Source organism: Pseudomonas sp. HMSC066A08 (assembly GCF_001813025.1).
Taxonomy (GTDB): domain Bacteria; phylum Pseudomonadota; class Gammaproteobacteria; order Pseudomonadales; family Pseudomonadaceae; genus Pseudomonas; species Pseudomonas aeruginosa.
Genome location: NZ_KV811280.1, coordinates 151797 through 164376, shown reverse-complemented (window position 1 = coordinate 164376; position 12580 = coordinate 151797). Strand labels below are relative to the sequence as shown.

Here is a 12580-nt window from a genome sequence, read left to right as displayed (position 1 = left end):
CATGGGCAATCGTTTGTCGAAGATCTACACCCGTACCGGCGACCGCGGCGAGACCGGCCTGGCCGGCGGCCGCCGGGTGCCAAAGAGTCACCCCCGCATCGAGGCGATCGGCGCGGTGGACGAATTGAACAGCCAGTTGGGCCTGCTCCTTGCCGAGCTGCTGGAAGCGCGTGGCGCACATCCCGGCCTGGAGGAGATCGTCCAGGTGCTGGCGCCGGTGCAACACCGCCTGTTCGACCTCGGCGGGGAGTTGGCGATGCCGGAGTATCGGGCCCTGGACGAGACGGAAGTGGCACGCCTGGAAAGCTGCATCGACCGCTGGAACGACGAGCTGGGCCCGCTGAAGAATTTCATCCTCCCCGGCGGTACCCGCCTGGTCGCCCAGGCCCATGTCTGCCGCAGCCTGGCGCGCAGCGCCGAACGGCGCTGCCAGGCGCTGGACCAGGAGGAAACGCTGGAGGGCATCGGCCTGCGCTACCTGAACCGGCTCTCCGACCTGCTGTTCGTCGCCGCCCGTGCCATCGCCCGGCACCAGGGCGTGGCGGAGATTCTCTGGGAGGCGGCGGCCAAACCGGACTGACGGCGAGCGAGGGCTCGGCATCGAGACGAAAAAAGGAGGCCGAAGCCTCCTTTTTTCTTCATTCCACCGTCAAAGGCCGCCCGGCCAGAACGCACGGATACCCGCCACGCCCTGGGCTCCATGTTCCCAAGCCTGCTCGGCTTGCTGCGGACCGACGCCCCCCAGCAGGTAGACCGGCTGGTTGAAGCCGGCGATCAGTTCGGCGGCCTTGTCCCAACCCAGCGCCGGCTCGCCGGGATGGCTCTCGGTCGGCTGTACCGGCGAAAGGGTGACGAACTCCACTCCCATCGAGGCGGCCAGGGCCAGTTCCTCCGCGTCGTGGCAGGAGGCGGCCAGCAGGCGCCCTTCGGGGAACGGCCGACCGGCGCTGGCGTATTTGCGCAGTTGAGCGGAGGTCAGGTGCCAGCCGGCAGCCGGGAAGTCACCCAGCCACTCCAGCGGGCCTTTCAGCATCAGTTGCGCCTTGCCGGCGCAGAGTCCCTGGATATCGATGGCGAGATCGCGGTATTCGGGACTGAACATGTTTGGCGCACGCAACTGGATCAGGCGGATGCCCGCCTCCACCGCCTTGCGTACGCCGCTGATCAGCTCGCCCGGCTCCAGGCCGTCCGGGGTGATCAGATAGTGCGCCGGCAGGCGCGCGGCCTGGACGATCGGCGCGTTGGCGGCGGGGAACTCGTAGTCCGCCAGCTCGCGCGGCTCCACCCAGGCCAGCGGTTGGCCCTCGGCGCCGTGGGCTTCGCCGGAAAACCCGTCGACCTCCCAGACATCGAGCAGGACGTGCTTGTCGGCATAGTCGTGGCGAACCTGGATCAGCGGCCGGGCCCGCTCGACACGGATGCCCAGTTCCTCTTCCAGCTCACGAGCCAATGCCGCGCGCACCGGCTCGCCGTCCTCCACCTTGCCCCCGGGAAACTCCCACAGGCCGCCCTGGTGCTTGTCTTCCGGCCGCCGGGCGATCAGCACCCGGCCATCGGAGCCACGAATCACGGCCGCGGCGACATGTACTCGTTTCACGGATCATCTCCTCGCTACTGCCGTCACGCACCGCCGGAAGCGGCGGACGGCCATCAACTACCGGCCTGCTCGCGCAATGCCGCGTCATACCAGGCGCGGAACGCAGGCCACTGATAAATCGTCTCGACATAGGTCCGGGCGATATCCGGCAACTCCACCGCATAACTGCGGAAACGCGCCGCCACCGGTGCGTAGAACGCATCCGCCAGGCTGGCGTGGCCGAACAGGAACGGACCGTCCTGGCCGAAGCGCCGCCGGCAATCCGCCCAGGCTTCGCAGATACGTTGGATATCCTGTCGTGTCGCCGCGGACAATTCCACCAATGGCTGCTGGCGCCGCAGGTCCATCGGCAGCTCGCCGCGCAACGCGGCGAAACCACTGTGCATTTCCGCGCAGACCGAACGGGCCAGCGCCCGCGCCGCCTCGCCGCGCGGCCACAGGTGGGCCTCGGGGAAGCGCTCGGCGAGGTACTCGGCGATGGCCAGGGAGTCCCAGATGTCGCCATCCTCGCTTTTCAGCAAGGGCACCTTGCCGGTCGGCGAATATTGCAGGATCCGCTCCCGGGTATCGGGCCGCCCCAGCGGGACGAGGATCTCGTCGAACGCCGCCCCGCTCATGCGCAGGGCCAGCCAACCCCGCAGTGACCAGGACGAGTCATTGCGATTGCCAATCACGATGGTCAGGGCCATGCGCCTCTCCTCTTCGGCCGCCCGACGCGGACGGCCATGCACCAGAGAACTTAAGAGGCGCACGTACCGATGGCAAATTCCCGATTTTCATCCATCGATGAAGGATCGGAATGCCTGGCTTCAGGTGCGGTACTCTGCGTTGATCTTCACGTATTCGTGGGACAGGTCGGTGGTCCAGATGGTCTCGCTGCAGGTGCCGCGTCCCAATTCGATGCGGATGCCGATCTCGGCCTGGGCCATCACCGCCGCGCCCTGCTCCTCGGTGTAACTGGCCGCCCGGCCGCCACGGCTGGCGATACAGACGTCGCCAAGGAACACGTCGATCTTGCTCACGTCCAGATTGGCCACGCCGGCACGTCCGACCGCAGCGAGGATGCGTCCCCAGTTCGGGTCGGAGGCGAACAGCGCGGTCTTGATCAGCGGCGAGTGGGCCACGGCATAGCCGACATCCAGGCACTCCTGGTGAGTGGCGCCGCCGTTGACCTGGACAGTGACGAACTTGGTCGCGCCCTCGCCGTCGCGAACGATGGCCTGTGCCAGCTCCATGGAAACCTCCAGTACCGCTTGCTTCAACGCGGCGAACAGCGCGCCGCTGGCCTGGGTGACTTCCGGCAGCGCCGCGCGACCGGTGGCGATCAGCATGCAGCAGTCGTTGGTGGAGGTATCGCCGTCGATGGTGATGCGGTTGAAGGACTTGTTGGCGGCGTCGCGCAACAGATCCTGCAGCACGCCCTGGGCGACCTTGGCGTCGGTGGCGATATAACCGAGCATGGTCGCCATGTTCGGCTTGATCATCCCGGCGCCCTTGCTGATCCCGGTGACGGTCACGGTCACGCCATCGTGCACGAACTGGCGGCTGGCGCCCTTGGGCAGGGTATCGGTGGTCATGATCCCCGCGGCAGCTTCGGCCCAGCGGTCCTCGGCCAGGTCGGCCAGGGCCGCAGGCAACGCCGCCTCGATCTTGGCCACCGGCAGGGGCTCGCCGATCACCCCGGTGGAATATGGCAGCACCGAAGTCTCGGCGACCCCGGCCAGTTCGGCGAGCTTGGCACAGGTTTGCGCGGCGGCGGCGAGGCCGGCCTCGCCGGTACCGGCGTTGGCGTTGCCGGTATTGGTCAGCAGGTAGCGCACCTCACCGAGGAAACGCTGCTTGGCCAGGGTCACCGGCGCGGCACAGAACGCGTTCAGGGTGAACACCCCGGCCACGCTGGAGCCTTCGGCGCAGCGCATGACCACCACGTCTTTGCGCCCCGGTCGCTTGATGCCGGCGGAAGCGATGCCGAGTTCGAAACCGGGGACCGGGTGCAGGGTGGACAGGGGGCCAAGACCGACAGCCATGGGAACGCGCTCCTTTACCAAACAGTGGACTCGATGCCGTCTGCGACGGCGTGACGGAAAACGCATCGGCGCCGGTCTGGCGCCAATTCGAACAAACGCCGCGAGCGGCAGGACCGGTCGCGGCGTTGGTGAACCAGGCGGGAAGCTTAGTCCAGCTGCCCGTGGCAGTGCTTGTATTTCTTGCCGGAACCGCACGGGCAAGGCTCGTTGCGGCCGATTTTCTGCTCGTTGCGCACAGGCTCGAGCGGCACGACCGGAGCCGGGCCCTCGGGAAGCTCTTCTTCCTCGCCGGCCACGGCCTGCTCCATCGAGGGAGCCTCGGCGTGCTGGAACTGCATGCGCTTGGCCAGTTCCTCCGCCTCGCGACGCAGGCGAGCCTCCTCTTCGGCCGGGTCTTCGCGACGGACCTGGACATGGGACAGCACGCGGATGGTGTCGCGCTTGATCGAGTCCAGCAGCTCCTGGAACAGGGTGAAGGACTCGCGCTTGTATTCCTGCTTCGGATTCTTCTGCGCGTAGCCACGCAGGTGGATGCCGTGCCGCAGGTGGTCCATGGTCGACAGGTGGTCCTTCCACAGGTCGTCCAGCACCCGCAGCAGCATCTGCTTCTCGAAGGCGCGCAGGGCTTCGGCGCCGGCCAGCTCTTCCTTCTCGTAGTAGGCGGCGACGATCTGCTCGAGGATCTTGCTACGCAGGGTTTCCTCGTACAGCTTGTCGTCTTCGTCCAGCCACTGCTGGATCGGCAGGCGTACGGCGAAGTCGCTGTACAGCGCAGCCTCCAGGCCTTCGATGTCCCACTGCTCGGGCAGCGACTGCGGCGGAATGTGCTGGTTGATGGTGGCGCTGAGGGTTTCCTCGCGGAATTCCTTGATGGTCTCGCCCACGTCCTCTGCCGACAGCAGGGTGTTGCGCATGTGGTAGATCACCTTGCGCTGCTCGTTGGCTACGTCATCGAATTCCAGCAGTTGCTTGCGGATGTCGAAGTTGCGCCCTTCGACCTTGCGCTGGGCCTTCTCGATGGCATTGGTCACCATGCGGTGCTCGATCGCCTCGCCGGATTGCATGCCCAGCGCCTTCATGAAGTTCTTCACCCGGTCGGAGGCGAAGATCCGCATCAGGTTGTCTTCCAGCGACAGGTAGAAGCGGCTGGAACCCGGGTCGCCCTGACGACCGGCGCGGCCGCGCAACTGGTTGTCGATCCGGCGGGACTCGTGGCGCTCGGAGGCGATCACGTGCAGGCCGCCCGCCTCGATCACCTGCTGGTGGCGCTTCTGCCATTCGGCCTTGATCTGGGCGATCTGCTCCTCGGTGGGGTTCTCCAGGGCCGCGACTTCGACTTCCCAGTTACCGCCGAGGAGGATGTCGGTACCGCGGCCGGCCATGTTGGTGGCGATGGTCACCGAACCGGGCGCGCCGGCCTGGGCGATGATCTCGGCTTCCTTCTCGTGGTACTTGGCGTTGAGCACCTTGTGCTCGATGCCTGCCTCTTGCAACAGCTTGGAAACGTACTCGGAACTCTCGATCGACGCGGTGCCGACCAGGATCGGCCGGCCGAGGGCCTGGCACTGCTTGATGTCGGTGATGATCGCCGCGTACTTCTCTTCCTGGGTCAGGTAGACCAGGTCGTTGAAGTCCTTGCGCGCGATCGGCCGGTGGGTCGGGATCACCACCACGTCGAGACCGTAGATCTGGCGGAACTCGAAGGCCTCGGTATCGGCGGTGCCGGTCATGCCGGCCAGCTTGTTGTACAGGCGGAAGTAGTTCTGGAAGGTGGTGGAGGCCAGGGTCTGGCTCTCGGCCTGGATCGGCAGGCCTTCCTTCGCCTCGATGGCCTGGTGCAGGCCCTCGGACAGGCGACGGCCAGGCATGGTGCGGCCGGTGTGCTCGTCGATCAGGAGGATCTGGTCGCCCTGGACGATGTACTCGACGTTGCGGTGGAACAGGGTGTGCGCGCGCAGCGCTGCGTAGACGTGGGTCAGCAGGCTCAGGTTGTGCGCCGAGTAGAGGCTCTCGCCTTCGCCGAGCAGACCGTTCTGGCTCAACAGGTCTTCGATGAACTGGTGGCCCTGCTCGTTGAGTTCGACCTGGCGAGTCTTCTCGTCGATGCTGTAGTGGCCTTCCTCGGTCGGCTTGCCCTCGACCTCTTCGACCTGGCGCTTGAGACGCGGGATCAGCTTGTTGATCTTGATGTACAGCTCGGAGCTGTCTTCGGCCTGGCCGGAGATGATCAGCGGGGTACGCGCCTCGTCGATGAGGATCGAGTCCACTTCGTCGACCACGGCGAAGTTCAGCTCGCGCTGGAACTTGTCGTCCAGGCTGAAGGCCATGTTGTCGCGCAGGTAATCGAAGCCGAATTCGTTGTTGGTGCCGTAGGTGATGTCGGCGGCGTAGGCGGCGCGCTTGTCTTCCGGCGGCTGGAAGGGAGTGACCACGCCGACGCTGAGGCCGAGGAACTCGTACAGCGGGCGCATCCAGTTGGCGTCGCGGCGCGCCAGGTAGTCGTTCACCGTGACCACGTGCACGCCCTTGCCGGACAGCGCGTTGAGGTACACCGGCAAAGTGCCCACCAGGGTCTTGCCCTCGCCGGTACGCATTTCGGCGATCTTGCCGTCGTGCAGGGTCATGCCGCCGATCAACTGCACGTCGAAATGGCGCATGCCCATCACCCGCTTGCCAGCCTCGCGAACCACGGCGAAGGCTTCGGGCAGCAATTGGTCGAGCGTTTCGCCCTTGGCGTAGCGCTGCTGGAATTCAGCCGTTTTCGCCTTCAACTGCTCGTCGGAGAGCGCCACCATCTGGGGCTCGAGCGCATTGATGGCCTGTACAGCCTTGGCCATGCGCTTTACATCACGCTCGTTCTTGCTTCCAAAGAGTTTCTTCAACAAAGGCGCAAACATATCGACTTGGTCATCCACACGTGGGGAATGGAAGGCTCACCCATCCGGCGGCCCGTGCCGATCAACGGCATGAAAGAGAACATTCTACCCGGAAACGGGTATGAGAAAAGTACAGCAGATCAATGCGCGTCGCTCACTCGGAAACAGACGCGCGTGCGATGAAGCTTTGCGGATTCATTACCCGGCCATCCTTCATCACTTCGAAATGTACGTGGTAGCCGGTGGAGCGTCCGGTGCTGCCGACCTTGGCCAGCACCTGGCCGCGCTTGACCAGGTCACCGACCTCGACCAGGTTCTTCTGGTTATGGGCATACAACGTGGTATAGCCATCGGCGTGCCCGACCTCGACCACGTTGCCATAGCCGTTCTTGCGCCCGGACCAGGTCACCACACCCGCCGCCACGGCCACCACGTCGCTGCCGGCCGGCGCGGCGAAGTCGATGCCCTTGTGCATACTCAGGCGGCCGCTCACCGGATTGACCCGGCGCCCGAACGGCGAGGAGATGTAGCCCTGGCGCACCGGCTGGCCGGCCAGGTAGGTCGACTGGCTGATGTGCTTGTCGGCGAGCAGTTGCTCCAGCACCTCGAGCTGCTGCTCGCGGGTATCCAGGCGTGCCGCCAGTTCGTCCAGCGTCGCCATGAACGACGGCGGGGCATAGGCGCTGCCCTCCAGCGGTTCGTCGACCCCACCCTGGCCGACGCTCAGGGAGAAATCGAACTCGTCGGGGTCGACGTCGGCCAGCTCGGTGAGACGTTCGCCGAGGGCATCCAGCCGAACCAGACGTGCCTGCAGTTCGCCGAGATGCACGCTCAGTGCGTCCATCTGCCGCTGCGCGTCCTCGCGGGCGCTGCTGATCTCGGCGCTCTGCGCCTGCAGCGCGGCATCGACTTCGATGCCGGCCAGCGGAGCCGGCGCGCGGAACAGCCAGGCGCCCATGAAGCCCCCGGCCAACAGGCTGGCACCGACCACGCAGGCCCCGGCCAGCATCAGCAACCGCGGCTGCAGATGGACGGAGCGAGCGGCCCCATGGTGCCGGCTCAGAAAAATGATGTGCATGACTTATCCTTAATACAGGCCGGCAGTAGCGAAACGCTTTCTGCTACCATTCCGACTCAGTAACCCCCAGGCTTCCCGCCATGTCTTTTCGTCCCTTGCCCGCCCAGGCATCGACCCAGTTGCTGCGCCAGGCCAGGCCGCTGCAGATGCTGTTCGCCGAAGCCCAGCGCATCTGCCGCCTGCAGCAACTGCTGGAAAGCCAGTTGCAACCGGCGGCGCGCCCGTACTGCCATGTGGCTTCGTGGCGCGGCGGTTGCCTGCTGCTGATCGTCACCGATGGCCACTGGGCCACACGCCTGCGCTATCAGCAGCGGCGCCTGCAGCGGCAGCTGCAGGCTTTCGAAGAATTCGGGAACTTAGCGAAAATCCTTTTCAAGGTGCAACCCACCACGTCCACACAACGTGCGGCACGTCGCAGCTTGACCCTGTCTGCCGTCGCGGCGGAAAACCTTCGCGAATCCGCCGACATCGTCGGCAATCCACGCCTGCGGGAAGCGCTCGAGCGGCTGGCAAGCCGCGCCGAGAAAAGCCGGCAAGAATAAATCCCGAAATAAAAAGAGGCCACCCTGAGGTGGCCTCCAAATATGGAAAGGAGAGTTTTCCTACACTGCCGCCGCCGGGCGCATATAGGAAATAGGCGCGGTACGCGCGTCTTCGAAGGTCACCACTTCCCAAGCATCCTTGTCTGCGATCAACGTACGCAGCAGTTGGTTGTTCAGGGCATGGCCGGACTTGAAGCCACGGAACTCGCCGATAAGACTGTTGCCGAGCAGATACAGGTCGCCGATGGCATCCAGGATCTTGTGCTTGACGAACTCGTCCTCGTAACGCAGGCCGTCTTCGTTGAGCACGCGGTTCTCGTCGACCACGATCGCGTTCTCCACGCTACCGCCGAGTGCCAGGTTCTGCGAACGCAGGTACTCGATGTCGCGCATGAACCCGAAGGTACGGGCGCGGCTGACCTCCTTGACGAAGGAAGTACTGGAGAAATCGACCGAGGCCTGCTGGGTGCGACCACGGAAGACCGGATGATCGAAATCGATCTCGAAGCTGACCTTGAAGCCGTCGAACGGAACGAAGACGGCGCGCTTGTCGCCCTCTTCCACGCTGACTTCGCGCTTGATGCGGATGAACTTCTTGGCAGCTTCCTGCTCTTGCAATCCGGCGGACTGGATCAGGAATACGAACGGACCAGCGCTGCCATCCATGATCGGCACTTCCGAAGCGGACAGCTCGACGTAGGCGTTGTCGATACCCAGGCCGGCCATGGCCGAGAGCAGGTGCTCCACCGTATCCACTTTGACGTCACCCTTGACCAGGGTGGTCGACATGGTGGTTTCGCCGACGTTCTCGGCCCGGGCCGGGATTTCCACTACCGGATCCAGGTCGGTGCGGCAGAACACGATACCGGTGTCCACCGGCGCCGGTTTCAGGGTCAGGTAAACCTTTTCCCCCGAGTGCAGACCGACGCCAGTAGCCCGGATGATGTTCTTCAAGGTGCGTTGTTTGATCATGGCTTTGGCCGCTTAAGCGCTGACTGCGAACTGTTTTCAACAATGGCCGGCGATGATAGCAGAACCGGCCTTTGCTGAACACCAATCACATCTCTACTCCTGATTAATTACTTCAATCGGCCTGACGACGCAGGAACGCCGGGATATCCAGGTAATCCAGGTCATCCTGCGGGTTCAGCTTGGCCGCGGTCGCCGCGCTGCCGTGAGACTGGTTGCGCATCACGGTAGGACGGTCGAGGTCGCGGTAGTTCACCGACTGCTGCTCGCGCTGGGCCGGAGCGGCTGCCTGGGCTGCACTGCCCTGCACGGTGTTGTCGACGACCTTCACCGGTTTCTCCAGGCGCGCGCCCAGGCCGGTGGCGACTACGGTGACGTGCAGCTCATCGCGCATGTCCGCGTCGATCACGGTGCCCACCTTCACAGTGGCGTGCTCGGAAGCGAACTGTTCGATGATGTTGCCGACATCGGAGTACTCGCCCAGGGACAGGTCCGGACCCGCGGTGATGTTCACCAGGATGCCGCGCGCGCCCTGCAGGTTGACGTCTTCCAGCAGCGGGTTGCGGATTGCCGCCTCGGTGGCCTCGCGGGCACGGTTCGGACCGCTGGCGCAGCCGGTACCCATCATCGCCATGCCCATTTCGCTCATGACGGTCTTCACGTCGGCGAAGTCGACGTTGATCATGCCCGGACGCTTGATGATGTCGGAGATACCGCGCACGGCACCGGCCAGCACGTCATCGGCCTTGGCGAAGGCGGCCAGCAGGCTGGCATCCTTGCCGAGGATGGTCAGCAGCTTCTCGTTCGGGATGGTGATCAGCGAATCGACGCTCTCGGCCAGCGCGCGGATGCCCTCGTCAGCGATCTGCATGCGCTTGCGACCTTCGAACGGGAACGGACGGGTCACCACCGCGACGGTGAGGATGCCCATTTCCTTCGCCACTTCGGCGATGATCGGCGCGGCGCCGGTACCTGTGCCGCCACCCATGCCGGTGGTGATGAAGACCATGTCGGCGCCTTCCAGCACTTCGGAAATGCGCTCGCGATCTTCCAGGGCCGCCTGACGACCGACTTCCGGATTGGCGCCGGCACCCAGCCCCTTGGTGACGCCCGGGCCGAGTTGCAGAACGGTGCGCGCCGCGATGTTCTTCAGCGCTTGTGCGTCGGTGTTGGCGCAGATGAACTCGACGCCCTCGACGTTGTTCTTGGCCATGTGATTGACGGCGTTGCCGCCACCACCACCTACACCGATCACTTTTATGACGGCGGTTTGTGCGATGTTATCGACCAGTTCAAACATTTCCCCTCTCCTTCCTTTCTAGTTTTGTCGCCTACTGTTACCGCGTTGAATCAGAAATTGCCCTGGACCCAGCGTTTGAGCCGCTCCAGGACAGGTGCCTTGGGTTCGTCGCTGCTGTAGTTGCTGCCTGAAACGGACATCGACATGCCATCGGACTGCTTCTGCAGTCCGTACATCAGCAGGCCGACGCCCGTCGAATAGATCGGGTTGCGCACCACGTCGGTGAGGCCCTTCACGCTATACGGCACGCCGAGGCGTACCGGCATGTGGAAGATTTCCTCGGCCAGCTCGACCGCGCCTTCCATCTTCGAGGTGCCGCCGGTGAGGACGATCCCGGCCGGGATCAGGTCCTCGTAGCCGCTGCGGCGCAGCTCGGCCTGGACCAGGGTGAACAGCTCGTCGTAACGAGGCTCGACCACTTCGGCCAGGGCCTGGCGCGACAGTTCGCGCGGCGGTCGGTCGCCGACGCTGGGCACCTTGATGGTCTCGCCGGCACCGGCCAGCTTGGCCAGGGCACAGGCGTAGCGGATCTTGATCTCTTCCGCGTACTGGGTCGGCGTACGCAGGGCCATGGCGATGTCATTGGTGACCTGGTCGCCGGCTATCGGGATCACCGCGGTATGGCGGATCGCGCCTTCGGTGAAGATCGCGATATCGGTGGTGCCGCCGCCGATATCCACCAGGCACACGCCCAGCTCCTTCTCGTCCTCGGTCAGCACCGAATAGGCCGAGGCCAACTGCTCGAGGATGATGTCGTCGACCTCGAGGCCGCAGCGGCGCACGCACTTCTCGATGTTCTGCGAGGCATTCACCGCGCAGGTCACCACGTGCACCTTGGCTTCCAGGCGCACCCCGGACATGCCCAGCGGCTCGCGCACGCCTTCCTGGTTATCGATCACGTAATCCTGGGCCAGGGTATGCAGCACCCGCTGGTCCGCCGGGATCGCCACCGCCTGGGCGGCATCCAATACCCGTTCGATATCCGCCGGGTTCACCTCGCGATCGCGGATCGCCACGATGCCGTGGGAATTGAGGCTGCGGATGTGGTTGCCGGCGATGCCGACGAACGCCGAGTGGATACGGCAGCCGGCCATCTGCTGGGCCTCGTCGATGGCGCGCTGGATCGACTGCACGGTGGACTCGATGTTCACCACCACGCCCTTCTTCAGGCCGCGGGACGGATGAGTACCGATGCCAACGACCTCCAGCTGGCCATCGGCCGTCACCTCGCCCACCAGCGCCACCACCTTGGAGGTACCGATGTCGAGGCCGACGATCATCTTGCCGCTCTGCACGCTTGCCATGGTTATTACTGTCTCCTCAACTCACTGCACGGCGCTGGCCGTGGCCACCGTCGCGGGCGTGACCGGCTCGCGCCACGCAACGGCGAGGCCGTTGGGGTAACGCAGGTCGATCCGCGCAATGTTCGAAATCTGATCTTTGAGTGCCTTGTCGTAGATGCTTACGAAGCGGCGAATCTTGTCTACCACGTGGTCGCGCCCGATCTGGATCTCGACGCCCTGGGCCGTGGTCAGCGCCCAACCGCCGCGATCGCTCATTTCCAGGCGGGCGATGGAGAACCCGAGGGGACGCAGCAACTGGCTGAGCAACTGATATTGCTGCATCACCTGCTGTTGCGCCCGCTGTGGACCATGCAAGCGGGGCAGATGTTCATAATTCGCCAGCTCCTTTGGCGTAAAAGCCTGTCCCTGGTTGTTCAGCAGCGCTTCGTCGCCCCACCGCGCGATCGGCAGTTGCTCGTCCAGGCGGATCACCACCTGGTCCGGCCACACCCGGCGCACCTCGGCGTGGGCGATCCAGGGCATCTGTTCCAGTTGCCCGCGCATGCCCGCCAGGTCGATGGTGAAGAAGCTCGCCGCCAGGTACGGGGAAATCCGCTGCTGCACCGCGCGCTGGCTGATGTAGCTGAGGTCGCCCTCGACACTGACCTTGGCGATCGGCCGGTCGGCGTACGGCAGGATGTACTCGGCGCCGCGATAGGCGCCATAGCCGAGAACGGCCAGCAACAGTGGCCAGGCCAGGTACTTGAGGAAACTGAAGTCGGCTTTCGGCAGGCGCACGCTCAGCGGTTCCTTGGCCACCAGACGGCTGGCGCCGCGCGGCATCGGCTTGCGCGGAGCGCGGCCGAGTCCACCGGGTTGCTGATGACGGAGCAGTACGCCGTTCATGG

General features: G+C 64.8%; 11 protein-coding genes. 2 read left to right on the top strand and 9 right to left on the bottom strand.

The window, feature by feature from the left end:
- Position 1: 1 nt before the first annotated feature.
- Complete coding sequence (locus HMPREF2886_RS06450) at positions 2–580, top strand: cob(I)yrinic acid a,c-diamide adenosyltransferase (RefSeq protein ID WP_033970582.1); 579 nt, start codon at positions 2–4, stop codon at positions 578–580.
- 69 nt (positions 581–649) lie between these two features.
- Here HMPREF2886_RS06450 and HMPREF2886_RS06445 read toward each other — a convergent pair whose 3' ends face one another.
- The 5 genes from HMPREF2886_RS06445 to HMPREF2886_RS06425 all read right to left on the bottom strand — a co-directional run bounded on the left by HMPREF2886_RS06445 (position 650) and on the right by HMPREF2886_RS06425 (position 7578).
- Positions 650–1597: a Nudix family hydrolase gene (locus HMPREF2886_RS06445; RefSeq protein WP_033970580.1), complete on the bottom strand. Its 948-nt coding sequence runs from the start codon at positions 1595–1597 to the stop codon at positions 650–652.
- Positions 1598–1650: 53 nt separating this feature from the next.
- A complete protein-coding gene (locus HMPREF2886_RS06440) occupies positions 1651–2286 on the bottom strand; it encodes a glutathione S-transferase family protein (RefSeq protein WP_033970578.1) in 636 nt (211 codons plus the stop codon).
- A gap of 120 nt (positions 2287–2406) precedes the next feature.
- Positions 2407–3624, bottom strand: coding sequence for a bifunctional glutamate N-acetyltransferase/amino-acid acetyltransferase ArgJ (gene argJ / locus HMPREF2886_RS06435; RefSeq protein WP_003110156.1), 1218 nt, complete (start codon positions 3622–3624; stop codon positions 2407–2409).
- Between the two features lie 146 nt (positions 3625–3770).
- Positions 3771–6521 (bottom strand): preprotein translocase subunit SecA, encoded by a 2751-nt coding sequence (gene secA, locus HMPREF2886_RS06430; protein ID WP_003112752.1) that lies wholly within the window; start codon positions 6519–6521, stop codon positions 3771–3773.
- A gap of 133 nt (positions 6522–6654) precedes the next feature.
- A complete protein-coding gene (locus HMPREF2886_RS06425; protein ID WP_033970577.1) occupies positions 6655–7578 on the bottom strand; it encodes a M23 family metallopeptidase in 924 nt (307 codons plus the stop codon).
- 80 nt (positions 7579–7658) lie between these two features.
- Here HMPREF2886_RS06425 and HMPREF2886_RS06420 point away from each other — a divergent pair, with 80 nt between their 5' ends.
- The gene (locus HMPREF2886_RS06420; protein WP_057388433.1) at positions 7659–8120 is read left to right on the top strand and encodes a DciA family protein; all 462 of its coding nucleotides are present in this window, start codon (positions 7659–7661) and stop codon (positions 8118–8120) included.
- 60 nt (positions 8121–8180) lie between these two features.
- Here HMPREF2886_RS06420 and lpxC read toward each other — a convergent pair whose 3' ends face one another.
- From lpxC to HMPREF2886_RS06400, 4 genes are all read right to left on the bottom strand, one after another.
- Entirely contained in the window at positions 8181–9092 is a 912-nt protein-coding gene (gene lpxC / locus HMPREF2886_RS06415) for a UDP-3-O-acyl-N-acetylglucosamine deacetylase (protein ID WP_003094111.1), read from the bottom strand.
- A gap of 112 nt (positions 9093–9204) precedes the next feature.
- Entirely contained in the window at positions 9205–10389 is a 1185-nt protein-coding gene (ftsZ, locus tag HMPREF2886_RS06410) for a cell division protein FtsZ (RefSeq protein WP_003094113.1), read from the bottom strand.
- Positions 10390–10439: 50 nt separating this feature from the next.
- Entirely contained in the window at positions 10440–11693 is a 1254-nt protein-coding gene (ftsA, locus tag HMPREF2886_RS06405) for a cell division protein FtsA (protein WP_058179525.1), read from the bottom strand.
- Between the two features lie 21 nt (positions 11694–11714).
- A complete protein-coding gene (locus HMPREF2886_RS06400) occupies positions 11715–12578 on the bottom strand; it encodes a cell division protein FtsQ/DivIB (protein ID WP_003094118.1) in 864 nt (287 codons plus the stop codon).
- Positions 12579–12580 lie beyond the last annotated feature (2 nt).